This window comes from Pseudarthrobacter sp. 902506025 (genome assembly GCF_040702325.1).
GTDB lineage: Bacteria > Actinomycetota > Actinomycetes > Actinomycetales > Micrococcaceae > Arthrobacter.
Map to the genome: position 1 here is coordinate 38,139 of NZ_JBFBKW010000012.1, position 23,462 is coordinate 61,600.

The 23,462-nt window shown below is 66.3% G+C and carries 23 protein-coding genes; 4 read left to right on the forward strand and 19 right to left on the reverse strand.

What is annotated here, in order from left to right; all coding sequences use genetic code 11:
• Positions 1-6: 6 nt before the first annotated feature.
• Positions 7-1,023, forward strand: a complete 1,017-nt coding sequence (locus AB0280_RS18505) for a LacI family DNA-binding transcriptional regulator (protein WP_366368276.1) — start codon at positions 7-9, stop codon at positions 1,021-1,023.
• Here the strand turns inward: AB0280_RS18505 and AB0280_RS18510 are convergent.
• Positions 1,020-2,228, reverse strand: coding sequence for an MFS transporter (locus AB0280_RS18510; RefSeq protein ID WP_366368277.1), 1,209 nt, complete (start codon positions 2,226-2,228; stop codon positions 1,020-1,022). The two genes, AB0280_RS18505 and AB0280_RS18510, sit on opposite strands and share 4 nt — an antisense overlap.
• A gap of 164 nt (positions 2,229-2,392) precedes the next feature.
• Between AB0280_RS18510 and AB0280_RS18515 the strand changes: the two genes are divergently transcribed.
• Positions 2,393-2,842, forward strand: a complete 450-nt coding sequence (locus tag AB0280_RS18515; RefSeq protein ID WP_366368336.1) for a MarR family winged helix-turn-helix transcriptional regulator — start codon at positions 2,393-2,395, stop codon at positions 2,840-2,842.
• Positions 2,843-2,927: 85 nt separating this feature from the next.
• Here AB0280_RS18515 and AB0280_RS18520 read toward each other — a convergent pair whose 3' ends face one another.
• The 9 genes from AB0280_RS18520 to AB0280_RS18560 form a co-directional block, all read right to left on the reverse strand.
• On the reverse strand, positions 2,928-4,367 hold the full coding sequence (locus AB0280_RS18520) for a sugar porter family MFS transporter (protein ID WP_366368278.1): 1,440 nt from the start codon (positions 4,365-4,367) through the stop codon (positions 2,928-2,930).
• Positions 4,364-5,239 carry a sugar phosphate isomerase/epimerase family protein gene (locus AB0280_RS18525; protein ID WP_366368279.1) on the reverse strand — a complete coding sequence of 292 codons (876 nt, stop codon included), beginning with the start codon at positions 5,237-5,239 and terminating at the stop codon, positions 4,364-4,366. Before AB0280_RS18525 ends, AB0280_RS18520 begins: the two co-directional genes overlap by 4 nt.
• Before the next feature lie 77 nt (positions 5,240-5,316).
• Entirely contained in the window at positions 5,317-6,330 is a 1,014-nt protein-coding gene (locus AB0280_RS18530) for a Gfo/Idh/MocA family protein (protein WP_159632818.1), read from the reverse strand.
• 32 nt (positions 6,331-6,362) lie between these two features.
• On the reverse strand, positions 6,363-7,274 hold the full coding sequence (locus AB0280_RS18535) for a sugar phosphate isomerase/epimerase family protein (protein WP_159632819.1): 912 nt from the start codon (positions 7,272-7,274) through the stop codon (positions 6,363-6,365).
• 138 nt (positions 7,275-7,412) lie between these two features.
• Positions 7,413-8,927, reverse strand: a complete 1,515-nt coding sequence (locus AB0280_RS18540) for a CoA-acylating methylmalonate-semialdehyde dehydrogenase (protein ID WP_159632820.1) — start codon at positions 8,925-8,927, stop codon at positions 7,413-7,415.
• A gap of 32 nt (positions 8,928-8,959) precedes the next feature.
• The gene (gene iolD, locus AB0280_RS18545) at positions 8,960-10,918 is read right to left on the reverse strand and encodes a 3D-(3,5/4)-trihydroxycyclohexane-1,2-dione acylhydrolase (decyclizing) (protein WP_425328626.1); all 1,959 of its coding nucleotides are present in this window, start codon (positions 10,916-10,918) and stop codon (positions 8,960-8,962) included.
• A 29-nt stretch (positions 10,919-10,947) separates the two neighbouring features.
• A complete protein-coding gene (locus AB0280_RS18550; RefSeq protein ID WP_366368283.1) occupies positions 10,948-11,886 on the reverse strand; it encodes a Cgl0159 family (beta/alpha)8-fold protein in 939 nt (312 codons plus the stop codon).
• Entirely contained in the window at positions 11,883-12,899 is a 1,017-nt protein-coding gene (gene iolC / locus AB0280_RS18555; protein WP_224025096.1) for a 5-dehydro-2-deoxygluconokinase, read from the reverse strand. The genes AB0280_RS18550 and iolC overlap by 4 nt, the downstream gene beginning before the upstream one ends.
• Positions 12,900-13,089: 190 nt before the next feature.
• Entirely contained in the window at positions 13,090-13,494 is a 405-nt protein-coding gene (locus AB0280_RS18560) for a tautomerase family protein (RefSeq protein WP_159632824.1), read from the reverse strand.
• A gap of 149 nt (positions 13,495-13,643) precedes the next feature.
• On the opposite strand from AB0280_RS18560, the gene AB0280_RS18565 reads away from it, so the two are divergent.
• The gene (locus AB0280_RS18565; protein ID WP_366368285.1) at positions 13,644-14,006 is read left to right on the forward strand and encodes an ArsR/SmtB family transcription factor; all 363 of its coding nucleotides are present in this window, start codon (positions 13,644-13,646) and stop codon (positions 14,004-14,006) included.
• Positions 14,003-14,485 carry an SRPBCC family protein gene (locus AB0280_RS18570; RefSeq protein WP_159632825.1) on the forward strand — a complete coding sequence of 161 codons (483 nt, stop codon included), beginning with the start codon at positions 14,003-14,005 and terminating at the stop codon, positions 14,483-14,485. Before AB0280_RS18565 ends, AB0280_RS18570 begins: the two co-directional genes overlap by 4 nt.
• Here AB0280_RS18570 and AB0280_RS18575 read toward each other — a convergent pair.
• The 9 genes from AB0280_RS18575 to AB0280_RS18615 form a co-directional block, all read right to left on the reverse strand.
• Positions 14,443-15,261, reverse strand: a complete 819-nt coding sequence (locus AB0280_RS18575) for a triose-phosphate isomerase family protein (RefSeq protein WP_366368287.1) — start codon at positions 15,259-15,261, stop codon at positions 14,443-14,445. The two genes, AB0280_RS18570 and AB0280_RS18575, sit on opposite strands and share 43 nt — an antisense overlap.
• A gap of 28 nt (positions 15,262-15,289) precedes the next feature.
• Complete coding sequence (locus tag AB0280_RS18580; RefSeq protein WP_159632827.1) at positions 15,290-16,636, reverse strand: MFS transporter; 1,347 nt, start codon at positions 16,634-16,636, stop codon at positions 15,290-15,292.
• Positions 16,637-16,719: 83 nt separating this feature from the next.
• The gene (locus AB0280_RS18585) at positions 16,720-17,487 is read right to left on the reverse strand and encodes an SDR family NAD(P)-dependent oxidoreductase (RefSeq protein WP_275181847.1); all 768 of its coding nucleotides are present in this window, start codon (positions 17,485-17,487) and stop codon (positions 16,720-16,722) included.
• A 31-nt stretch (positions 17,488-17,518) separates the two neighbouring features.
• Positions 17,519-18,472 (reverse strand): 3-hydroxyacyl-CoA dehydrogenase family protein, encoded by a 954-nt coding sequence (locus AB0280_RS18590; RefSeq protein WP_159632829.1) that lies wholly within the window; start codon positions 18,470-18,472, stop codon positions 17,519-17,521.
• A complete protein-coding gene (locus AB0280_RS18595) occupies positions 18,469-18,963 on the reverse strand; it encodes a ribose-5-phosphate isomerase (protein WP_224025091.1) in 495 nt (164 codons plus the stop codon). The genes AB0280_RS18590 and AB0280_RS18595 overlap by 4 nt, the downstream gene beginning before the upstream one ends.
• 12 nt (positions 18,964-18,975) lie before the next feature.
• On the reverse strand, positions 18,976-20,697 hold the full coding sequence (locus AB0280_RS18600) for a dihydroxyacetone kinase family protein (RefSeq protein WP_366368289.1): 1,722 nt from the start codon (positions 20,695-20,697) through the stop codon (positions 18,976-18,978).
• A 43-nt stretch (positions 20,698-20,740) separates the two neighbouring features.
• The gene (locus AB0280_RS18605) at positions 20,741-21,739 is read right to left on the reverse strand and encodes a sugar phosphate isomerase/epimerase family protein (RefSeq protein WP_366368291.1); all 999 of its coding nucleotides are present in this window, start codon (positions 21,737-21,739) and stop codon (positions 20,741-20,743) included.
• A gap of 130 nt (positions 21,740-21,869) precedes the next feature.
• Positions 21,870-22,559 (reverse strand): GntR family transcriptional regulator, encoded by a 690-nt coding sequence (locus tag AB0280_RS18610; protein WP_255174540.1) that lies wholly within the window; start codon positions 22,557-22,559, stop codon positions 21,870-21,872.
• A 121-nt stretch (positions 22,560-22,680) separates the two neighbouring features.
• Positions 22,681-23,457 (reverse strand): SDR family NAD(P)-dependent oxidoreductase, encoded by a 777-nt coding sequence (locus AB0280_RS18615; protein ID WP_366368293.1) that lies wholly within the window; start codon positions 23,455-23,457, stop codon positions 22,681-22,683.
• Between the last annotated feature and the right edge of the window lie 5 nt (positions 23,458-23,462).

A 23,462-nucleotide genomic window follows, 5' to 3' on the forward strand; every position in this document is an offset into this window, starting at 1 on the left:
AGTTCTGTGAAACAGATTTCCCCTTCGCCGCGGTCGGTGACCATGGAGGACGTGGCACGCGACGCCGGGGTGAGCCGCGCCTTGGTGTCCCTGGTGATGCGCGATTCCCCCAAGGTTTCGCCCGCAAAGCGGACGGCGGTGCTGGAAAGCGCCGCCGCCCTGGGCTACTCCCCCAACAGGCTGGCCAGCCGCCTGGCGAGCCACCGCACCAACACGCTGGGCGTCCTGTTCCTGGACCTGCACAACTCCGTCTTCGCCGATATTTATGACGGCATCACCGACGGGCTGGCGGGCAGCGGCAACCAGGTGATGGTCGCCGTCGGCTCCGCTGATCCCGGAACGGAACTGGAGGCCGTCCGTTCCTTCGTGGACCTTCGCGTGGACGGCGTGCTGCTGGCCGGTTACACCGGCAGCTCGGAGGAGCTGGCCGGGGCCCTGCGCGGGACGCCCGCCGTCGTCATCACCCGGGAGCTGGAGGCCGACGGCGTGGATTCCGTCCTGACCGACGACTTCCGTTCCGGGTCGCTCGCCGTGGAGCACCTGTACCACCTGGGGCACCGGCGGATTGCCCACGTGGACATCTCTGACTGGCTCCCCTACACGGCCCGGCGGGAGGGCTACCTGCACGCCATGAAGCAATTCGGACTGGAGCCGCAACTGGTCCACAGCGACATGACCGAACGCGGCGGCCGGGCCGTAATGGAGCAGTTTCTCGATTCGGGTGCCACGCCTCCCACGGCAGTCTTTGCGCACAATGACCTCACCGCCATTGGCATCATGGAGGCCCTGGCGTCCCGGGGACTGTCCGTCCCAGGCGACATGGCGATCGTTGGCTGCGACAACATCGAAGTGGGCGCCTCACCGCTGATTGGCCTGACGTCCATCGACCAGCATGCCGGGCAGCTGGGCCGGCTGGCGGCGCAGGCCATGCTGGAGCGGATTGCCGGGACGGCCGGACCAGCCGTGACCCGGAAGCTTGAACCCGCCCTGATGGTGCGCCGCTCGTCCGACCCCTCCGCCTAGCGGCTGACCAGCTCCTCCGCGGCCTGGACCCTGCCGCGGCCACCGCGGCGCTGTTCGCTCCGCCTGGCGCCTGCCGCGGCGAACGCCATGACGGCAACGCCCGCAAGGGTGATGAGGGCGCCGGCCCAGATGGGCGACGTGTAGCCGAACCCGGCGGTGATGGTGACGCCGCCCAGCCAGGCGCCCAGGGCGTTACCCACATTGAAGGCACCGATATTGGCGCCGGAGGCGAGGGTGGGAGCACCGGAGGCGTACTTCATGACCCGCATCTGCAGACCCGGTACGGTGGCAAACCCGAAGCCGCCCATCAGGACCAGCGAGATGACCGTCAGGACGGGATTGGCGGCCGTCAAGGCAAAGGCCACCATGACCATGGTCAGCGCGGCGAGCACCACGAGCAGCGTCCGGTCCACGTTGCGGTCGGCAGCTTTACCGCCCAGGGTATTGCCCGCAAAGAGGCCCACGCCGAAGACGATCAGCAGCCACGGCACCGTGGCTGCAGCGAATCCTGATACCTCCGTGAGGGTGTAGGCGATGTAGGTGAACGCTCCAAACATGCCGCCGAAGCCCAGGACGGTGACCACGATGGAGAGCCATACCTGCCCGGAGCGGAAGGCTCGGAGTTCGGAGCGGAGGCTGCCTGCCTCGTCGGATGCACCAGCCGACGCGGGGACGAGTGCAAGAATGCCGGCGAGCGCGGCTACGCCAATGACGGTGATGGCCCAGAAAGTGGCACGCCACCCGGCGGCCTGGCCCAGCAGGGTTCCGAACGGTACTCCCAGGACATTGGCCGCCGTCAGCCCGGTGAACATCAGTGCTATGGCCCCTGCCTTCTTGCTGGGCGGAACCATACCGGCCGCCACCACGGCCCCGATTCCAAAGAAGGCGCCATGCGAAAGGGCTGCGATGATGCGCCCCAGCATCATGGCCCAGTAACCGTCCGCGGTGGCGGAAAGCAGGTTGCCGGCAATGAACAGGACCAGCAGGGCAGCCAGCACGGGTTTGCGCGGGAAGCGGGTCACGGCCGCGGTCAGGCCCAGCGCTCCTACCACCACGGAGAGTGCGTAGCCGGAGATGAACCAGCCTGCGGACGCTTCACTGACTGCAAAGTCCGCGGCTACCTGCGGGAGGAGGCCGGCGATGACGAATTCGGTGAGTCCAATGCCAAACCCGCCCAGGGCGAGTGCTATCAGGCCAACAGGCATGAGAATGCTCCTTTGAGCTGTACGTGGTTGTTCCCGAGGCGGGAAGGCGCCTAAGATAGTTGCAGACGCGGTATTTATTGTTGCACATGCAAATATGCCGCGCAAGCAACTATCTATGACCGGAGCAATGGATGGCATCCTCTGCCATCTTCGAAGGAGCAACCATGGGCATCAAGGACGACGCCGTTGAGGTCCGCGCCCAGGGCTGGCGCACCCTCGCGGCGCTGCACGGGCTGATCGAAAACGAACTGGAACGCAGCCTCCAGGCGGAGTCGCAGCTTTCCGTGGTGGAGTACACGGTCCTGGATGCCCTCAGCCGGCAGGACGGGTGGCACATGCGGATGCAGCAGCTTGCGCGCGCCACGGCGCTGAGCCCCAGCGCCACCACCCGGCTGGTCAACCGGCTGGAAGACCGTGGCCTGCTGACCAGGATCCTGTGCGACGACGACCGCCGCGGCATCTACACCGAGCTCACCGCCAGTGGAAGCAGCCTGCTCGCGGAAGCGCGGCCGGTCCACGACGCCACGCTGGAGCGTGCCCTGGACGGGGCCCTTGCCATTCCGGAACTGGCACCGCTGGTGGATGCGCTGCCGCGGCTGCACGCACGCACCTAGGACCCGGCCACTCAAGGCACCAGCAACGCCCCCGCGAGGATCCTCATGGGGGCGTTGCTGTGGGGAACCGGGCGTGCTGGTCCGGTCAGGAAACCTGTGCGGCGGACACCTCAGCTTTGCCGCCGGCTACGTTCTTGAAGTAGTGCTCCAGGTCCTCCAGGCTCTTGTCCTTGGTCTCGGGAACGTATTTCGCGGCGAAGGCAATGGCCCCCACGCCTAGGACTGCGAAGACGAAGAACGTGTTGGAGATGCCGATGGCGGCCAGCAGCTGCGGGAACCCGAACCCGATCAGGAAGTTCACGATCCACAGCAGGAAGGCCGAGGCTCCCATGCCCAGGCCGCGGATCTTCAGCGGGAAGATTTCCGAGAGCATCAGCCACGTCACCGGGGAAATGGCACCCTGCTGGAACGCCAGGAACGTTACGGTCAGGGCCAGGATAACGAAGCCCCGGGCGGAGCCTTCGGGCAGGATCAGCGAGAAGAAGCCGATGAGCAGCAGTGCCGTGGTGGTTCCCACCTGGCCGGTGATCAGCATCCTGCGCCGCCCCACCTTGCCCAGCAGCCAGATCCCGACAAACGTGGCCAGTACCGAGATGACCCCGTTGGCGATGTTGGCCGTCAAGGCAGCTTCCCGGCCGAAACCGGACTGCGAGAGGATCTGGGTGCCGTAGTACATGATCGAGTTCACGCCCGTGATCTGCTGGATCACCGCGAGGCCCAGGCCCACCACGAAGATCCTGCGGAGCCACGGGATGCCCAGGTCCTTCCATGAACCCATTTTGGACTTGTAGTCCTCCACGGCCATGGCCTTGACTTCCTCGAACTCCTTACGGGCCTCCTCCTGCGACCGGATCCGCTGCAGCACGCTGAGCGTCTCACCGAAGCTGCCGATGGAAGCCAGCCAGCGGGGACTCTCGGGCATGAAGTTCATCCCGATCCACAGCGCGATGGCCGGCAGGGTGGCAATGACCAGCATCCAGCGCCAAATGCCGTGCGATTCACCGAAGGAGTTGCCCAGGTAGGCGTTGAAGATGAACGCAAGCAGCTGCCCGGTGACGATCATGAGCTCGTTCTGGGTGACGATCCGGCCGCGCCGGTGGCTCGGCGAGACCTCCGCCAGGTACACGGGAACCGTCACCGATGCGCCGCCCACGGCGAGTCCCAGGACGAAGCGGGCGGCGATCATTACCTCGGTATTGGGCGAGAACGTGCAGCCGATGGTGCCCGCGAGGAAGATGACCGCCAGCACCATGATCATTTTGCGACGGCCGTTGCGGTCGGCCAGGCGTCCGCCGAACAGGGCGCCGAAGGCGGCGCCGAACAGCAGGGATGACGTGACCAGCCCCTCGGTGAGCGGGGTCAGGCCCAGGTCCTCCTGCATATACGGCAGGGCGCCGTTGATCACGCCGGTGTCGTAGCCGAACAGCAGGCCGCCGAAGGTGGAGATGATGGTGACGGTCCGCAGGGCCCGCTGATGGTTGCCGGGCTGCTTGACCGCTGCCTTCCCGGAAACAGGCGAACTCATAGGCTTACCTTTTGGACGTACTGCTTCATGGTCTCCAGCTGGTAGCGGGACACTTCTTCGGCGTTCTCGTCCTCAGCGAAGACGCTGGACACCATCACCGTGTTCTCCCGGTCGAGGAAGCCGATTTCCTTCAGGCCGCCGAAGAATTCGTCCCAATTGACGTCGCCGTCGCCGATCTTCAGGTGCTGGTGGACGCGGACCGGGTTGCCCGGCGGGTTGGTGATGTACCGCAGCCCGTGCGAGGCGTGGTGGTCCATGGTGTCGGACACGTGGACCAGGCGCAGCTTGTCCCCCGCGGCCCGCATGATGTCCGGCGGAGAGTTCTTCATGTGGAAGCTGTGCGAGGCCACGTAGACCATGCCCACGTTCTTCGAGTTCACGCCCCGGATCACGCGGATGGCGGCCAGGCCTTCCTCCACGAAGTCGTCCGGGTGCGGGTCGATGAGCAGGTCGATGCCTTCACGCTCGATGATCGGCAGCAGTTCCTCCATGGACCGGTAGAACGCCCGCTCGGACTCCTCGGCCTTCTCGGGCCGGCCGCTGAACTCGGTGTTCATGGTCCTGACGCCCAGGTCCACGGCGATCTGGATGGCGCGCCGCCAGTAGCGGACGGCGGCTTCGCGGGCGTCCTCGTCGGGCCCGGACCAGCGGAGCACGGGGAGGATGGAGGCGATTTCAATCCCGGCGTCCCTGCAGGCCTTGCCCAGCCGGCCCACCAGTTCGTCGTCCGCTTTGGGGTGGTTGTAGAACGGGATGAAGTCCGCGTGCGGGGTCATCTGCATGTACTTGTAGCCGAGGTCGGCCACCACCTTGGGGAACTCCAGCAGGCTGTGCGAGTGATGGAACGGGGTGGGGTCAAGTGCGATTTTCACGTAAACACTCCATTGTGGATCAGGAAGGGTGGAGACACGAAAGGGGACGGATGGCTCCGCCCCCTTTCCGGTCCTGGTTACTTGTAAAGGTCGGGTTTCGGAGCCAGCTTCACGGCGACCTTTTCGCCGTTCTTCTGCGCTTCGACGCCTGCCTCGCAGCAGGCGGCGGTGGCGTACCCGTCCCAGGCGGAGGGGCCGCCGATTCCGCCCTTAAGTGCCGCGTCCACCCAGGACTGGATTTCGACGTCGTACGCCGCTCCGAAGCGCTCCTCGAAGCCGGGGGTGACGTTGCCGCCCCAGCGGCCGGAGCTGCGGGTGTAGGGGCCCTTGTCGCCGCCGATGCTGACGATGCCGTCTTCGAAGGAGGCCTGGGTAGCCACCTCATAGCCAAACTTGGCGTTGACGTAGATTTCGACGTCGGCCAGGACGCCTGATTCGGTCTCCAGCAAGACGTGCTGGGGGTCGTGCTGGCCGGACGGCGCGTTCTTGGTGGCCTTGCCCAGGCGGACCTGGACGCTGGTGATTTCCTCGCCGGTGAAGAAGCGGATGGCGTCGAACTCGTGGACCACGGAGTCGTTGATGAGCATCTCGTTGGTGAAGCCCTCAGGGGTGCTCGGGTTGCGGTGCTGGTGGTGCAGCATCAGCAGCTCGCCGAGTTCGTGGTTGCGGATGATCGAACCCAGCGTGGCGTATTCGGCGTCGAAGCGGCGCATGAAGCCCACCTGGATCCGCTGGCGGCCCAGCGCCACCTCGGCTTCGACGATCTTCCAGGACGATGCGGCGTCGGGCGTGAGCGGCTTTTCGCAGAGGATCGGGATGTCCCTGGCGAGGGCCTTGAGCAGGATGTCCTCGTGCAGGAATCCGGGGGTGGCGATCAGGACGGCGTTGACGTCGCCGTTGTTCAGGGCCTCGTCAGCGTCCGCCAGGGCCACGGCGCCCGGGATGCCTTCAATAGCGGCCTGGGCGCGGGCAAGGTCCACGTCCACGACGGCGGCAACTTCGGCTCCGTGGATGCGCTTGCTGATGCGCTGGATGTGGTCGGCGCCCATGCGGCCTGCGCCGATGACGGCAACGCGGAGGGTTTCAGTCATTGTTCTGTCCTTTGTGGTGTCTGTGGGGCGGGTTAGCTGACGGCAGTGCGGGAACCGCAGGACAGCAGGTAGTTGCGGGTGCGCTTGGCGATGGGCATCGGTACATCGAAGGCCACGGGGTACATGTCCTGTTCCACGATGCCGAAGATGGGCCGGTTGAGCGCTTCCACGGCTTCGATGACCGCGCGCAGGTCAGGGAGTCCGTTGGGCGGTTCGGTCATGACGCCGGCCAGGTTGGCAGCTGCCCAGGTCATGTTCTCCTCGTTGACCTTCCTGAGGATGTCCGGGTTGATCTGCTTCAGGTGCAGGTAGCCGATCCGGTCCGGGTAGTTCTTGATCAGTTCCAGGCTGGAGGCGCCGCAGTACTCGGCGTGGCCGGTGTCCAGGCAGAGGTTCAGGTACTGGGGATCGGTGGCGGCCAGCAGCGTTTCGATGTCCGTCTGCGCGCCAACGTGGGAGTCGGCGTGGGAGTGGAACTGCTGCTTCAGGCCGAAGTCTTCCAGCAGGGTCTTGCCCAGGCGGTTGTGGCCGGCGAACAGGTCGTCCCAGGCCTTTTCACTCAGCGTGCCGCTCTCCACGGCTTCGCCGGTGACGTCGTCCCGCCACATGGCCGGGATGACCACGATGTGGCCGCCGCCCATGGCCGCGGTGAGCTCGGCAACCTTGCGGGCCGGTTCCCAGGCGGTTTCCCACTGGTCCAGGCCGCGGTGGAAGGCGGTGAAGACGGTGCCGGCGGAGATCTGCAGGTCGCGCTGCTTCAGTTCTTCCGCCAGGCGGGTGGGGTCGGTGGGCAGGTAGCCGTACGGGCCCAGTTCGATCCACTTGTAGCCGGACTCGGCCACCTCGTCGAGGAAGCGTTCCCATGGGGTCTGCTTGGGATCGTCCGCGAACCAGACGCCCCAGGAGTCCGGCGCCGTGCCGATGATCAGCTTGTTCTCAGTCATTGTCTTTTCCTTTGCATCGGCTGCTCCGTAATTGTCGTTTTGGACGCTCAAAACGACAATTACGGAGCAATCGACGGGTAGGGCCCACGCCGCCAGGGTTCCCTGGCCGAGCTTGCGAGGCGAGGGCGGCGGTGGGGACTAGTTGGAGGGGAAGTTGTAGGAGGCGCCGGAGGCGTGGTGGGTTTCGGGCCAGCGGGAAGTGACTACCTTGCCGCGGGTGTAGAAGCTGACGCCTTCGGGTCCGTAGATGTGCTTATCGCCAAAGAGGGAGGCTTTCCAGCCGCCGAAGGAGTGGTAGGCCACCGGCACCGGGAGGGGGACGTTGATGCCGATCATGCCCACCGTCACGGAGCGCTGGAACTTGCGGGCGGCCGCGCCGGAGGAGGTGAAGATGGCGGTGCCGTTGCCGTAGGGGTTGGCGTTGATCAGCGTGATGCCGTCCTCAAGGGTGTCGACGCGGACCACCACCAGGACGGGTCCGAAGATTTCCTCCCGGTAGGCGCTCATTTCGGTTTTGACGTGGTCCAGGACGGTGGGGCCAACCCAGAAGCCGTTTTCGTGGCCGGGGACCACCAGGTCGCGGCCGTCCACCACCATGGCGGCGCCCGCGGTTTCAGCTTCGGTGACGATCTTGACGATGCGTTCCTTGGAGGCGGGGGTGATGACCGGGCCCATTTCGGCGCCGGGTTCGGTGCCGTTGTTGACCTTGACGGCTTCGGCGCGTTCCTGGACCTTGGCGACCAGGGCATCGGCGGCGTCTCCGACGGCGACCGCGACGGAGATGGCCATGCAGCGTTCCCCGGCGGAGCCGAACGCGGCGGCGGCCAGGTGGTCGGCGGCGTTGTCCAGGTCGGCGTCGGGCAGGATGATCGCGTGGTTCTTCGCACCGCCCAGGGCCTGGACGCGCTTGCCGTGCTTGGTGGCGGTTTCGTGAACGTACTGCGCGATCGGGGTGGACCCAACAAAACTAATGCCGTCCACGTCCGGGTGGGTCAGCAGCCCGTCAACAGTTTCCTTGTCGCCGTGCAGGACCTGGAACACACCGTCCGGCAGCCCGGCTTCCTTCCACAGCTTGGCCAGCAGCAGCGAGGCGGAGGGGTCGCGTTCGGAGGGCTTGAGGATGAAGGCGTTGCCGGTGGCGATGGCCATCGGGGCCATCCACAGCGGCACCATCACGGGGAAGTTGAACGGCGTGATGCCGGCGACCACGCCGAGGGGTTCGCGGAAGGAGAAGACGTCGATGCCGGTGGAGACCTGGTCGGAGTAGTCGCCCTTGAGCAGGGTGGGGATCCCGCAGGCGTACTCGACCACTTCCAGGCCGCGGCCGATCTCGCCCTTGGCGTCGGAGAGGACCTTGCCGTGCTCGGCGGTGACCAGCTGGGCGAGTTCGTCCACGTGGGCGGCGACGAGTTCGCGGAACTTGAACAGCACCGCGGTGCGCTTAGCCAGGGAAATGTCACCCCAGGTGTCGGCGGCCTTGCGGGCGGCGGCGACGGCGGTGTCCAGGTCAGCGCGGTTGGCCAAGCGCAGTTCGCCGGTCACGGCGCCGGTGGCCGGGTTGTACACGTTCGTGGTGCGGTCGCCTTCGCCGGCGGTCTCGGCGCCGTTGATGAAGTGGTTGATGACCGTTGTTTCGGTGGTGGTGGCAGTCATGGGACTCTTCCTTGAGTAGTGAAAAAGCGTGGTTAGCCGAGCAGTTTGCGCTGGCGTGACTTGTGGTCGACGTAGGTCTGGAAGGCCTGTTTGGTGGAGTCCAGTTCGGAGACCTGGGAGACAGGGACGTCCCACCAGGATTCGGAGGACGGTGCGTCCAGGAGGGGGTCGGATTCGACGTGGATCAGGATCGGGCCACTGTTCTCGGGGGCGGCCTTCGCATCCCGGATGGCCTGTTCGAGTTCGGCGATGACCTTTTCCCCCGGTTCGATCCGGATGACCTTCACGCCCAGGGACTCGGCGTTCAGGGCCAGGTCCACGGGCAGGGTCTCGCCCTCGTCGAAGCTGTGCTGTTCCTCGTTCAGCGCCCGGTACTGGGTGCCGAACCGCTGTGAACCGAGGGATTCGGACAAGGAGCCGATGGAGGCGTAGCCGTGGTTCTGGATCAGGACCACGATCAGCTTGATGCGTTCGGCGACGGCGGTGACCAGTTCGGTGTGCATCATCAGGTAGGAGCCGTCCCCCACCATCACGACGACGTCCCGCACCTGGGCCGCTTCCCCACCAACGCCGCCTGCCGCCGTCGTGCCGGCCGCTTCGGCGATTGCTGCACGCTTGACGCCCAAGCCGCCGGGGATCTCGTAGCCCATGCAGGAGTAGGCATATTCGACGTGGTAGCCGAACGGGTCCCGCACGCGCCACATTTTGTGGAGGTCCCCGGGCAGGGACCCGGCGGCGCAGATGACCACGTCGCGGGCGTCCATGGCCCGGTTGGTGGCGCCGATGATCTCGTTCTGTGCCGGCAGCGGAGTGTAGCGGGTGTCGAAGGCTTCGTCCACCGTGGCGTTCCAGCGCTTCTTCTCCGCGGCGACCTTTTGTTCCAGGTCCGCCCCGACCCGGTAGCCGCCCAGGGCGGCGTTGAGCTTGACCAGGGCCTTGCGGGCGTCGGCGACGATCGGCAGCGTGGTGCCGTGCTTGTACGCGTCGATGGGTGCGACGTTGATGTTCACGAAGCGCACGTCCGGGTTCTGGAACGCGGTCCGGGACGCGGTGGTGAAGTCCTCGTAGCGGGTGCCGATGCCGATGATCAGGTCCGCCTCGGCAGCGATGGCGTTGGCCGCCGTCGTGCCGGTGGAGCCAATGGCACCGAGGGAGAACTGGTGGTCCCACGGCAGGACGCCGACGCCTGCCTGGGTGTTGCCCACCGGGATCCCGGTCAGTTCGGCGAACTTCGCCAGTTCGTCGTTGGCGTAGGCGTAGAGGACGCCGCCGCCGGCGATGATGAGCGGGCGCTTCGCGGCCCGGATGGCTGCGGCGGCGCGGGCGATGTCCTCGTCGTCGGCGTCGGGGCGGCGGATCCGCCACTCACGCTCGGCCAGGAACTCGGCCGGGACGTCGAAGGCCTCGGCCTGGACGTCCTGCGGCAGGGAAATGGTCACCGCGCCGGTCTCGGCCGGGTCCGTGAGGACGCGCAGGCCGTGGTGGAACGCCGAGAACAGCTGCTCCGGCCGGTTCACCCGGTCGAAGAACTTGGACAGCGGCCGGAACGCGTCATTGACCGTGATGTCGTAGGCGTACGGCTGCTCGAGCTGTTGCAGGACAGGGTCCGCGGCGCGGGTGGCGAACGTGTCCGACGGCAGCAGCAGCACCGGGAGCCGGTTGGTGGTGGCCAGCGCGGCACCGGTGAGCAGGTTGGAGGAACCCGGGCCGATGGAGGTGCTGATGGCGTAGGTCTGGCGGCGGCGGGTGTGCCGGGCGTAGCCCACGGCCTGGTGGACCTGGGCCTGCTCGTTGCGGCCCTGGTAGTACGGCATCAGTGCCGGGTCCAGCTGCTGGTACTGCTTCAGCGCCTGGCCCACGCCGGCCACGTTGCCGTGCCCGAAGATCCCGAACGTGCCCGGGATGAGCCGCTCACGGTAGTCAACGCCGCCCACCGTGTCCACGGTGTACTGCCGGGAAAGGTATTCGACGACGGCCTGCGCCACCGTCATTCTGCGCGTTCCTGTTGGTGTGCCCATGGCTAGTTCTCCGGAAGTTCTGTGGTGTGGTGCAGGAGCGAGGCTGCCGCGGCAACGGCGCCGGCGACGTCCCCGTCCGCGGGGTAGAGCAGCGTCCGGCCGACCGTCAGGCCCTGGACACCGGGGAGGGCCAGCGCGGCACCCCAGGTGGCGAAGACCTCGTCCTGGGACCCGTCCGGGTCACCGCCCAGCAGGACCGTGGGCATGGTGGTGGCGGCCATGACGCGTTCCATCTCCGCCACCACGGGAAGCTTCATCCAGGTGTAGGCGCTGGTGGATCCCAGGCCCTCGGCGATGGCGATGGACTTGATGACGGCGTTGGGCGAGAGATCGTTGCGGACCCGGCCGTTCTCGCGGACCGACAGGAACGGCTCCACCATGGCGATCAGCCTCCGCTCCGCCAGCGAGTCGATGGCCTTGGCGGTCGCTTCCAGGGTCACCACGGTGTCCGGGTCGCCCAGGCAGATACGGGTCAGCATCTTGCCGCCGTCCGCACCCAGGGCCGCCAAAGCGGCGGCGGTGTGGCCGGTGAAGCGGTCATCGAACTCGTTGACCAGGCCGGACAGCCCGCCGCGGTTCATCGATCCGAACACCAGCTTCCCGTCCAGGGCGCCCAGCAGCAGCAGGTCGTCCATGATGTCCGGGGAGGCCAGGACACCGTCCACGGCCGGGTTGGCCAGGGCGATCTGCAGCCGGTCCAGCAGCTGCCGGCGGTCCGCCATGGCCAGCGGATCGCTGCCGACAGCCAGGGCGCCGCGGGCGGGGTGGTCGGCGGCGACGATGAAGTTCTGGCGGCCGGCCTTAACACCGGGGTGGCGGCGGCGTGCCTTCGCGGCACGGGCCACGGCGTCCGGGTCTTCGAGGCGGATGGTGCTCAGGTGCTCATAGCGGCGGGGATCATCATCCACGGCGTGGTTCGAGGCGAGGGGTGTGAGGGTCACAGTGCTGCTCCTTCGGGAATGGAAGCGCCGGAGACCGTACCCGGCACGGTACGTCCGCGTTCGGCCAGCAGCGAGGTGACCTCGTCCGGCGTCGGCATCGCATCGGCGCAGGACAGGCGGGAGGCCACAATGGCGCCGGCGGCGTTGGCGTAGTCCAGTACCTGTTGCAGCGGCCAGCCGGACAGCAGTCCGTGGCAGAACGCGCCGCCGAAGGAATCGCCGGCGCCGAGGCCGTTAAAGGTTTCAACCGGGACGGGGGCGGAGACCACGCGCTCGGTGCGCGTCTTGGCCATCACGCCTTCAGCACCAAGCTTGACGACGGCGATTTCCACGCCGGCGGCCAGCAGCCGGTCCGCCTGCTCGTCAGGGGTTCCCTCCCCTACGGCGACGGCGCATTCCTTGTCATTGCCGATGGCGACGGTGACGTGCGGGAGGACCCTGGCCACCTCTGCGCGGGCTTCCTCTTCGGACGCCCAGAACATGGGACGGTAGTCCAGGTCCAGGACAGTGAACTGCCCTTCGGCCAGTTCGGTGCGGGGACGGGCCTGGTGCGCGGCGATGTGCGCGGACCGGGAAGGCTCCTGGCACAGGCCGGTCACGGTGGACCAGAAGATACCGGCCCCGCGGATGGCCTCCAGGTCCAGTTCTTCAGCCTTGATCTGCAGGTCCGGAGCGGTGGGGAAACGGCCGTAGAAGTACAGCGGGAACTCGTCCGTGGCGGGCTTGATCGCGCAGAATGTCACCGGTGTCTGCAGGCCGGCGACCGGCGTAACGAAGGTGTCGTCGACGTTGAACTTGTGCAGTTCCCGGTGGAGGTAGGTGCCGAACGCATCGTCCCCGGTGCGGGTGATGACGCCGGTCCGGCGGCCGTGCCGGGCAGCGGCAACGGCGACGTTGGACGGCGAACCGCCAAGGTATTTGCCGAAGGAGTTGACGTCCTCCAGGCCAACCCCGATGTCGTTCGGGTAAATATCAACGCTGATGCGCCCGATCGTAAGAAGCTCGTGGGTCACGGGAATCGTGGACCTTTCTGGTGTGGAACTCGGATCCTTTGAGGAGCAGGAGTTCCGGGACTGGCAGGCCGTGGCGTGGGCCACAGGAACTACTTTGCCCTAGATCGAATGTCCTGTCAAAGGTTTGTACTGACATACTTACAACAAGCGTTGGATCGCTCCCATCCCGCCACGGATGGGAACGTTGGCACTACTTCCGGGGAACGGCCAACTCGCCGGTCATGTACTGGGCACGGCCAAACCCGAAGGACCAGTCGCCGGCAGTGTTTTCGACATAGCCAATGAAGACGTCCTCGCCGGCGACCCCCACTTCCGCAAGCTTTTCAGCCACCGCGGCAAAGAGCCGCTGCTTGGCCTCCTGGGACCGGCCACCCTGGGTAAAGATCTGGATCATCACCACTCCCCCGGTGCGCTCGAAGCCCAGGCCGGCGTCCTGGGCGAAGATCTGGCCCTGCGGGTGTTCGGTGAGGATGTGGAAGTAGTCCCGCTCCGGGATGCCGTACTCCGCAAGGATGGCATCGTGGATGCCGCGGCTCAGCTGCTGCAGCTCATCGGCAGTGCGGCCTTCGTTGACGTCAATGCGAACCAGTGGCATGAAGCTTCTCCTCTAATAGTTTGTACTGACATACTAACAAACTTAACTTTGACACCGCAAGATCCCCTTGCGCAGGTAAACGGAGCGGGCGTAGTCTTAATCAATCAAAAGGTTGATAAAGCTCTAGGTTGATTAGAAGAAAGGCGGGAATGGTGGCGGATGACGACGCGGCTTTGGACGTTGCTTTCCTTGCCCTGGCCGACCCCGTTCGTCGACGCATCGTTGCCCGGCTAAGCCGGGGCCCGGCCACCGTTAACGAGCTGGCCGAGCCGTTCGAGATTTCCAAGCAGGCAGTCTCGAAGCACATCCAGGTACTCGAGCAGGCGAATCTGGTCACCCGCAGCAGGGACGCCCAGCGCAGGCCCGTCCACCTGAACCCCGCACGGCTGGAGGCGCTCACTGCCTGGATCGACCAGTACAGGCTGGTCCGGGAAGGGCAGTTCCGCAGCCTCGATGCGGTGCTTGAATCCAGCGCCGGGCAAACGGCGCCTAAGGCAAAGGACAGGAAATGACCAACCAACTGAAGATCACGGCCCCCGAGGGACTCCCCTACATCGACTTCGAGCGGGAGTTCGACTTTCCGGTGGCGGACGTGTTCCGGGCTCACAAGGACCCGGAACTGGTGGCCCAATGGCTGGGTCCGCGGGGCATGAAGATGGAAATGGACCACTACGACTTCCGTACCGGCGGGAGCTACCGGTACATTCACACGGGTCCGGAGGGGGTGCCGTACGAGTTCCGTGGCATCTTCCACACGGTGCGCGAGAACGAGTTCGCCCTGCAGACCTTCGAGTTCGGCGGCTATCCGGACTCGGTCAGCCTGGAGTCCATGACATTTGAGGAGCTCGACGGCGGCCGGTGCAGGCTGAGGGGCCACGCCATGTACCAGAGCATGGAGGCGCGGGACGGCATGCTGCACTCAGGCATGGAGGGCGGCATGTCCGAAGGCTATGAGCGGCTGGACGAACTGTTGGCGGGCGCGTCGGTCTGACGCAGGAGGAGGGCTTCGTCCAGCACGCGGCCAAGGTTGGCGGCATCGTGGGCGAAGCGGCCCAGGAAGAGTCCGTCCGCGGCCGGCAGCCGGGGAAGCAGCCCGGGCCCGGCGCTGCCGCCGTAGATCAGCGGGCAGGCAGGGCCAAGGGCTGCGCGGATCTGCGCCAGAACGGCGTTGACGTGACGCGGCGCGGCGGGCTCCTGCGCACCGATGGCCCAGACCGGTTCGTAGGCCAGGACCAGGCGGTTCAGCAGGGCCGGGTCGCCGTCCGTGGCGGCGCGGACCTGCTGCACGCAAAAGGCGGCGGCAGCTCCGGCGTCGAGCCTGTCCGGCTCGCCGATGCAGAGCAGCGGGGTGAGGGAATGGCCGACGGCGGCACGCACCTTGCGTGCCACCACGGCGTCGTCCTCGCCAAACAGCCGGCGGCGTTCGGCATGGCCGATCTCGACGAGTGAGACGCCGAGTTCGGCCAGCATGCCGGGGCTGACTTCACCGGTCAGCGGCCCGTCGCCCCAGGCGCAGTTCTGGGCGCCGAGGAGTACGGGCGAACCTGCCAGGATCCGCGCGGCGGGCTCCAGGACAGGGAAGGACGGGATGGCGAAGACCCGGACCGGGGACTCCTTGGCGGAATCCATGCCCAGTCCGGGTCTGTCATCAACGATGGAACGCACCTCCGACAGCCACCGCAGGCTTGCCTGGTAGCCCAGGTACATCTTGGTGCTGACACCGATGTAGAGGGGGCCCGTGCCTGTGCTGCTGCCGGAGGTGCTCATCGTTTTCCTTGCGTGGGTGGTGGTGTGCTCAGTCGAGCAGGTCGTCGGCCTTGTTCTTGAACCGCCTGGTGGCGAACATCATCGCTGCCGCCACGAACGGCAGGACACCCAGGGCATAGACGCCCATGGACCCCGTTGGTGATTGCGTGGCTTCGTTGACTGCGGTCCGCAGGATGGGTGCCACGAAGCCGCCCAGGTTGCCCAGCGAGTTGATCAGCCCAATGCCTGCCGCGGCAGCGGAACCGGCGAGGAACGCGGTGGGATAGGACCACACCACGGGGCCGACGGCCAGGAAGCTGCAGACTGCCAGGGTTATGAAGATCATTCCCAGGACCGGCTGGTGGTTGGTTCCCGCCCAGGCCGAGCCGAAGATGCACAGGCCGGTGGAGATGAACAGGATGGTGCCGAATTTGCGTCGCTTGGCCACGGTGTTGGCCGCCTTGCCGATGAAGTAGCAGGCAAAGATGCCGAAGAACCACGGGACGGCGATGAGGAGGCCGACGGCGAGTCCCACCTTCTGCCCGGTCAGGGAGGACACCTGCTGCGGCAGGAAGAACGTCACACCGTAGACGGCGATCTGCAGGCAGAAGTAGATGACGGTGAAGTACCAGACGCGGCCGTTGCGCATGGCGGCGAGGATGCCGCGGGGGCCGTGCTCGTCCTTGATGTTGTCTTCAAGTGCCATGACCTCCTTCAGCGCGTACTTTTCCTCGCGGCTGAGGAACTTGGCCTTCTCCGGTCCGTTGATCAGGAAGAAGAACGCCGCAATGCCTGCCAGGACGGCGAGCATGCCTTCGACGAAGAACATGACCTGCCAGCCGCGCAGGCCCGGCACCTGGTCACCAATGTTGATCAGCCAGCCGGACAGCGGGTTGCCGATCATCTGGGAGAACGGCTGGGCCAGGTAGAAGATGGCGAACATCTGGACGCGCACCTTGTTGGGGAACCATTCGGCGAGGTACATGATGACGCCGGGGAACAGCCCGGCCTCGGTGACGCCCAGGAGGAAACGCAGGATCACGAACGAGGTCTCGCCCTGCACGAACGCGAAGCACGCGGAGACGATGCCCCAGGTGATGGCGATGCGCGCCAGCCAGATCTTGGCACCGACCTTCTTGAGCAGCAGGTTGCTGGGGATCTCGAAGATGGCGTAGCCAATGAAGAAGATACCGGCGCCCAGGGCGAAGGCCGCGGCGGACACCCCCTTGTCCGCCCCCAGTGCCGCCTCGGCGAAGCCGACGTTGGTGCGGTCCAGGAACGAAACGACGTAGAGGATGACCAGCATCGGCATGAGCCGGCGGGCCGCCTTGGAAATCGCGGACTTCAGGACCGGACGGGCCAGGAGTTCCTTGGATGTTGCGGTGGTTTCTGACACAACACTCTCCTTCGAGTGGTGACGTTGGTGGTTCCCCGCAGGCCGGCGGCCTGCGGGGCTTGTGGCATCCGGGGCGGATGCCGTCAGTGCATGTACAGGCCGCCGTCGACGTTCAGCGTCTGGCCGGAGATGTAGCCGGCGTCCTCACCGATGAGGAAGGAAATGGCCGCCGCGATGTCGCGGGTGGTGCCTACCCGGTTCACCACCAGGTCCTTCACGAGTTCATCCTTGCGTTCCTCGCTGAGGGTGCCGCCCATGATGTCGGTGTCGATCGGACCGGGTGAGATGGCATTGACCGTGATGTCGTACTCGCCCAGTTCGCGGGCGGTGGCGCGGGTCAGGCCGATGACGCCGGCCTTCGCCACGGAGTACGGGGTCTTGCTGAAGGTTCCGCCGCCGCGCTGCGCGGAGACGGAGGAGATGTTGACGATCCGTCCCACCCGGTTCCTGGCCATCGATTCGGCCGCGCGGCGGGTGGCGTAGTGGACGCCGTTCATGTTGATGTTCACGACGCGGTCCCACTCGGCGCTGTCCAGCTCCAGGTAGGGAACCGGGGAGCTGACGCCCGCGACGTTTGCCAGTGCCACCAGTTGGGGAAGCTCGGCTTCGATCTCGTCGATGGCGGCACGCACCGAGGCTTCGTCGCCGATGTTGGCGCCGGCGCCGTGGGCTTTGACGCCGTACTTTTCGGCCAGTTCCCTGGCCAGGTCCTTGCTGGCGGCGTCGTCGAGGTCGATCACGCCGATGTTCCAGCCGCGCTCGGCAAGGTAGTCCGCGGTGGCACGGCCGATGCCGCGTTCAGAGACTGCCCCGGTGACGATCACCGTGCGCTCTTCGGGGAAAACTGTCATGGAATGTTCCTTCTGGTTGAGGAAAGCAGGGCTAGGACAGCGGGGCCGGGCCCAGGTCCTCGATGAGCTTTTGCATGGCGACGTAGGCCTTGTTCCGGTAGGCAACCAGGGCGGCGGTGCGCTCTGCCGGGACATCAAGGAAGCCGGAACCGGTCTTGGTGCCCAACTGGCCGGCGTCGACCTTTTCCTGGAGGATCTGCGGGGTGGCGAACCGCTCCGGGAAGCCGGTCTGCAGTGACTTGTAGCAGAAGGCGTACACGTCCAGGCCTGCCATGTCGGCGATGGCGAAGGGGCCGAAGAACGGCAGGCGGAAGCCGAAGGTGGTGCGGACCAGGGTGTCCACGTCCTCGGCGGTGGCGATGCCTTCCTCCACCACCTGCGCGGCTTCGTGGAAGAGGGCGTACTGGAGCCGGTTCAGCACGAAGCCGGTGACGTCCTTGACGGTGGCGGTTTCCTTGCCGGTCTCCCCCACTATGGTGCGGGCGGCCTGGACGGTTGCCTCGGAGGTCCCCTCGTGCGGGATGACTTCCACGCCGGGGATGAAGGGTGCCGGGTTGGAGAAGTGGACGCCCAGGAAGCGCTCCGGGTTGTCCACCACTTCGGCGAGCTTGGCGATGGAGATGGTGGAGGTGTTGGAGCCGATGATGGCGTCCGGCCGGGCGGCGGCGCTGATCCTGCCCAGGGTGGCGTGCTTGATTTCGAGGACTTCAGGCACGGCCTCCTCGATGTATTCGGCGTCCGCTACGGCTTCTTCGATGTCCTTGGCTGCCCAGAGGTTTTCCTTGAGCAGGTCCGTCGCGTTGGCCGGGAAGAGCCCTGCTGCCACAAACTCGTCAGATTCCTTCAGCAGCCGTTCGTAGTTGCTTTGGGCGATTTCGGCGGAGACGTCTGCCAGGGCCACGCGGGCTCCGGCAAGTGCCAGGACCTGGGCGATTCCGCCGCCCATGTAGCCGGAGCCGACGACGGCGATGTTACGGGTGCTCATGTGGTTTCAAGTCCTTCCGACGCGCCCTCATAGGAGCAGATGGCGTCTACTTTGGCCGCGGATGCGGAGTTTTCATCGAAGCGGTAGTTGAGCCACTCGCCCACCAGCTTCTTGGCCAGTTCCAGGCCGATGACGCGCTGGCCCATGGTCAGGACCTGGGCGTTGTTGGACAGCACGGAGCGTTCCACGGAGTAGCTGTCGTGCGCGGTGACGGCCCGGATGCCCGGCACCTTGTTGGCGGAGATGGCGACCCCCAGGCCGGTTCCGCAGATCAGGAGGGCGCGGTCCGCTTCGCCGGCGGCCACTTTGCGGGCGGCGGCGACGGCCAGGTGGGGGTAGGCGGTGGTGTCGTCGGCGCCGACTCCCACGTCCTCCACCGAGGCGACGCGGGGGTCCGCCTCCAGCAGTTCGCGCAGGGCGTTCTTGTATTCGACGCCGGCTTCGTCATTGCCGACGACGATGCGCCAGCCTGGCTGGGATTGCTCAGTCATAAGGGTTCTCCTTTAGTGGCTTTCGATGGTGGCGGCGTAATCGGCCACCCTGCGGGCGATGAGGCCGAAGGACACAGCCCCGGGGTCGGGGTGGCCCAGGCTCTTTTCGGCCAGGGGGCGGGCACGGCCCTTCTTCGGGCTGAGCCCGGCGGTTTCGTCAGCGGCTTTTGCTGCCGCCTCCGCAGCTGCACGGAGGCTCCCGGCCAGGCTGCCGCCGTCGTCTATTGCCCGGTTGAACGTCTCGGCAAACGGAAGCAGCGCGTCCACCATGGTCTTGTCCCCGGCTTCGGCCTTGCCCAGGGTGATGATGGCGTCGCGGAGGGCGTTGACGGCGGCGGCCGCGTCCGCCGCCGTGTAGGAGTCCTTGCTGCCAAGGGTCCTGCCGACAGCGGTGACGGCAGCGCCCCAGAGGGCCCCGGAGGTTCCGCCGGCGCGTTCGGCCCACTGCTCCCCCGCTGCGGTGAGGAGTTCCTCGAGTCCCGCGCCGGCCGCGTGGGACTTCTCGGCGGCAGCGACGGCGGCATCAACGCCGCGGCGCATGCCGATGCCGTGGTCGCCGTCCCCGGCGATGGCGTCCAGTTTCCCAAGCGCGTCCTCATGTTCGACGACGACGGACCGGGCTTCCTTCAGCGCGCCCACCGCCGTGGCGGCCAGGGCTGTCGACGCCGGGGTGGCGGCGAGCGCCGGCGCCGTTGCCGCCTCGGCGAGGGATTCGACGGACCGGGCACGGCGCGGGGCCAGGTTGCCTTTGCGGAAGGCGGGGGTGTCAGCCGGCGCGGCCCAGAATTTCTCCAGTTCCGCGTCCAGCCAGAACAGCGTCAGGGACAGTCCGGACATGTCCAGGCTGGTTACCAGTTCGCCGCACTCCGGTTCCACGATCTCCAGTCCGGCCCCGGTCAGCAGCGCCTCGATCTTGCCGAACAGCAGGAAGAGTTCGTCATACTTGACCGTTCCCAGGCCGTTCAGGATCGGCACCACCCTGGTGCCCGCGGCTTCCGGCTTGTCCGTGAGCAGCCCGTCCACCAGGAGCCCGGCAAGTTCGCTGGCGGTGGGCAGGGGCTGCTCGGAGATGCCCGGTTCACCGTGGATGCCGAGCCCCACGGACATCATGCCGTCGGGCACGGTGAACAGAGGTTCGGCTGCTCCGGGCAGGGTGCAGCCGGCAAAGGCAACGCCGAGCGAGCGGGTGTGGTGGTTGGCCTTGATGGCGAGGCGCTCCACCTCGTCCAGGTCCAGGCCGGCTTCCGCTGCCGCGCCGGCCACCTTGAAGACAGTCAGGTCCCCGGCGATGCCGCGGCGCTTGGCGATTTCCTCCAGCGGAGCGCTGGCGATGTCATCGGTGACCAGGACGGTCCGGGTTTCGATGCCTTCGGCGTTCAGTTTGTCCTGGGCCTGGCCGAAGTGGAGGACGTCGCCGGCGTAGTTTCCGTAGCTGAGCAGGACTCCCCCGCCGGCCTGGGATGCCTTGGCCACACGGTACACCTGCCCCGCTGACGGGGATGCAAACATGTTGCCGCAGGCGCTTCCTGCCGCCAGCCCGGCACCCACCAAGCCGGCGAAGGCCGGGTAGTGGCCGGAGCCCCCGCCGATGACCAGTGCCACCTGGCCGGCGGGTGATTCGGTGGAGCGGACAACGCCGCCGTCAACGCGCGCAACATACTGGCGGTTGGCGGCCACGAAGCCGTCGAGGGCGTCGTCTGCGAACTGCGCTGGATCGTCAAATATCTTTGTCATGATTCCTCGTTGAACCGGTTGTCTCGGTTGGGGTGCCTGCCGGCTAGCGTGCGGGGACTGCCGCCGGAGTTTGCCGGCCCTGGGCCACCAGGCTGGTGCCCAGGGCGTAGCCGTCGCGCTTGGGGAGGACCTGGCGGCGCAGGTAGTCCTGGTTGGCGGCGGTGATGCTCAGGCCGTCGCCACCGTAGTGCTCCGTGCAGATGACGCCCTGGAAGCCGACGGAGATGGCGAACTGGAAGGCCTCGCGGTAGCTGATGAGGCCTGATTCCATGGGGGCCGGCATGGCGACGTACTGGTTCCGGGCTTGGTTTTCATCGCGGATGTAGTTCTTGACGTGCCAGTAGTTGGAGTACGGCAGGGTCTTGTGCACCAGTTCACGCCAGTCCTCGATGGGGCGGTGCAGCCGGATCAGGTTGCCCAGGTCCGGGTTCAGCCCCACGTTGGGCAGGTCGATGTCCTGGACCAGCTGCACGGAGGAATCGCCGGTGCCCAGGTAGGTGTCCTCATACATTTCCAGGGACACCAGGAGGCCAAGTTCCGCGGCGTGCTTGCCCACTTCGCGGATGCGGGTGACGGCGTTGTTCCAGCTTTCCTTGTCACCCACCGGGTCCTTGTGGCCCTCGACGGTCCAAAACCACAGCTGCTTCTGCTGCTCGGGGGTGATGGCCTGGTGGAGCCCGATCGAGACAACCTCGCAGCCAAGCTGTGCTGCGGCTTCGAGGGTGCGGTGGGTGTAGGCCAGGTTGTCTTCCCAGTTGCCTTCCTCGATCACGCTGCGGCGGATGGCGGAGATGGAGGGAAGTCCGAGGCCGGCGGCCGTGGCGGCGGCCTTCAGTTCGTCCAGCCGGGCGCTGGAGAGATCCCCGGGGCGGACCCAGCTGTCGGTGAGGTCGGCGTTGGTGAAACCGGCGTCGGCCACTTCCTCGAAGACCTGCTGCCAGTCGCTGGCGGGGGCATCTTGGACGGTGGTTCCGTCCTGCCTGGTTCCGGGGAACTGCAGCAGGGCGGCGGCGATGGGCCAGTTTTCAGCGGTGTACGGCATTGTCACTCCAGATCATAAATCGCATTTCCTATAGGATCTATGTTGCTAATGGATCCTGTCAAGGGTTCGTTGGTGGACTCCCCGGGGTGGAGTCGGGGATGAGGGGGCCTGCCGGCCCCTGGGCGTGCTGCTAGCTGCGCACTTCGCTGTCGTGCTGCGAGCGCTGCTTGACGCCCTCGATGTGGTCGATCATTTTTTGCCGGGCGAGTTCGGCGTCGCCGGCTTCAAAGGCCTTGAGGATCTCGGTATGTTCGGCGATGGCGTAGTCCGCGTCCGTTACGCCCAGGCCGCCAAAAAAGCGGAAACGCTGCACTTGGCCACCCAGTGCGTTGTATGCGGACAGCAGGAACTGGTTGTCCGCCGATTCGGCGATGAGCCGGTGGAACCGTTCATCCGCTTCCCAGTACGCGCGGAACTCGGCGAACGACGGGCCGCGAGGCGCGGCCTTGAGGTCCTCGATGGCCTGCTGGAGCTGCCCGGTCAGCTCCTGGTCTGCGTGCTTGCAGGCCATGAAGGCGTTCGCCGGTTCGATCACCAGCCGGGCGTCCATCAGGTCCGCCAGCTCTTCCGGAGAGAACAGCGGGGCTACCCGGTAGCCGCGCAGGGCCATCCTTCGAACCATGCCGGTGGCTTCCAGCCGGGCAAGCGCCTCCCGCACGGGCGTTGGTGAGACGTCCAGTTCCCTGGCCATCCCGTCGATACTGACCGGGGTGCCTGCTTCCAGCCGGCCGTCCATGAGGGCAACCAAAAGCGCCTCATAGACGTGGTCCGCGAGGACCTGCCTGCTCACCCCGCCGGTGGCCTGGTTCTTGGTTGCCATGTAGAAATCCTATAGCCGCTGCAGGGCGGGACGTTGCGGATGACGCGCCCCGGGCACGGTACCGTGCGGCCGCTGGGGCCGTGCGGCACCGTGCTCCGGGAGCGCCGGGAAAACAGGGGCGTCAGGAAACCTGCAGGCCGCCATTGATGTCATAGGTCGCGGCCGTGATGTAGCCGGCATCCTCGCTGAGGAGGAACCCGATCAGGGCAGCCACTTCCTCCCGGGTTCCCACCCGGCCCATCATGATCCCCTCGGACATCTGGGCCTTGCGCTCATCGCTCAGCGTTCCGCCCATGATGTCCGTGTCGATCGGGCCCGGTGCGATGGCGTTCACCGTGATGTTGTGCTCACCGACTTCACGTGCCAGGGCGCGGGTGAACCCGAGGATGCCGGCCTTGGAGGCACTGTAGGCAACCTTGGAGTAGGTTCCACCGCCACGCTGGGCGGAGATGGAGGAGATGCTGACGATCCGTCCCAGCTCCCGCTCAATCATTCCCTTGAGCACGCGCTGGGACACCACGAAGGTGCCACGCATGTTGATCGCGAAGACCTTGTCCCATTCCTCCACGGTGGTTTCCATGAAGGGAGTGGGGGAACTGATTCCGGCCAGGTTGACCAGTCCCACGATGGGCGGGAGGGACTGCTCGATTTCCGTGATGGCACGGTCCACCGACGCCTCGTCCGAGACGTCGGCACCCACGCCGATGGCCTTGACGGCCCGGCTGGAGCCAATTTCCGCCGCGGCCGCCTTGGCGTCTTCGGCGTTGATGTCCAGGATGGCGATGGACCAGCCCTGGCTGGCCAGCCGGTCTGCGGTTGCGCGGCCAATGCCCCGGGCGGATGCCGCCCCGGTCAGGACCGCGGTACGTTCTGTGGGGAATTCGTGCTCTGTAGTCATTGCTG

Excerpts from the sequence above, each read along its gene's own strand:
- AB0280_RS18510 (WP_366368277.1), bottom strand. The coding sequence starts at position 2,228 with ATGCCTGTTGGCCTGATAGCACTCGCCCTGGGCGGGTTTGGCATTGGA.
- AB0280_RS18515 (WP_366368336.1), top strand. The coding sequence starts at position 2,393 with ATGGGCATCAAGGACGACGCCGTTGAGGTCCGCGCCCAGGGCTGGCGC.
- AB0280_RS18520 (WP_366368278.1), bottom strand. The coding sequence starts at position 4,367 with ATGAGTTCGCCTGTTTCCGGGAAGGCAGCGGTCAAGCAGCCCGGCAAC.
- AB0280_RS18530 (WP_159632818.1), bottom strand. The coding sequence starts at position 6,330 with ATGACTGAAACCCTCCGCGTTGCCGTCATCGGCGCAGGCCGCATGGGC.
- AB0280_RS18535 (WP_159632819.1), bottom strand. The coding sequence starts at position 7,274 with ATGACTGAGAACAAGCTGATCATCGGCACGGCGCCGGACTCCTGGGGC.
- AB0280_RS18540 (WP_159632820.1), bottom strand. The coding sequence starts at position 8,927 with ATGACTGCCACCACCACCGAAACAACGGTCATCAACCACTTCATCAAC.
- iolD (WP_425328626.1), bottom strand. The coding sequence starts at position 10,918 with ATGACGGTGGCGCAGGCCGTCGTCGAATACCTTTCCCGGCAGTACACC.
- AB0280_RS18560 (WP_159632824.1), bottom strand. The coding sequence starts at position 13,494 with ATGCCACTGGTTCGCATTGACGTCAACGAAGGCCGCACTGCCGATGAG.
- AB0280_RS18565 (WP_366368285.1), top strand. The coding sequence starts at position 13,644 with ATGGTGGCGGATGACGACGCGGCTTTGGACGTTGCTTTCCTTGCCCTG.
- AB0280_RS18570 (WP_159632825.1), top strand. The coding sequence starts at position 14,003 with ATGACCAACCAACTGAAGATCACGGCCCCCGAGGGACTCCCCTACATC.
- AB0280_RS18575 (WP_366368287.1), bottom strand. The coding sequence starts at position 15,261 with ATGAGCACCTCCGGCAGCAGCACAGGCACGGGCCCCCTCTACATCGGT.
- AB0280_RS18585 (WP_275181847.1), bottom strand. The coding sequence starts at position 17,487 with ATGACAGTTTTCCCCGAAGAGCGCACGGTGATCGTCACCGGGGCAGTC.
- AB0280_RS18590 (WP_159632829.1), bottom strand. The coding sequence starts at position 18,472 with ATGAGCACCCGTAACATCGCCGTCGTCGGCTCCGGCTACATGGGCGGC.
- AB0280_RS18595 (WP_224025091.1), bottom strand. The coding sequence starts at position 18,963 with ATGACTGAGCAATCCCAGCCAGGCTGGCGCATCGTCGTCGGCAATGAC.
- AB0280_RS18600 (WP_366368289.1), bottom strand. The coding sequence starts at position 20,697 with ATGACAAAGATATTTGACGATCCAGCGCAGTTCGCAGACGACGCCCTC.
- AB0280_RS18605 (WP_366368291.1), bottom strand. The coding sequence starts at position 21,739 with ATGCCGTACACCGCTGAAAACTGGCCCATCGCCGCCGCCCTGCTGCAG.
- AB0280_RS18610 (WP_255174540.1), bottom strand. The coding sequence starts at position 22,559 with ATGGCAACCAAGAACCAGGCCACCGGCGGGGTGAGCAGGCAGGTCCTC.
- AB0280_RS18615 (WP_366368293.1), bottom strand. The coding sequence starts at position 23,457 with ATGACTACAGAGCACGAATTCCCCACAGAACGTACCGCGGTCCTGACC.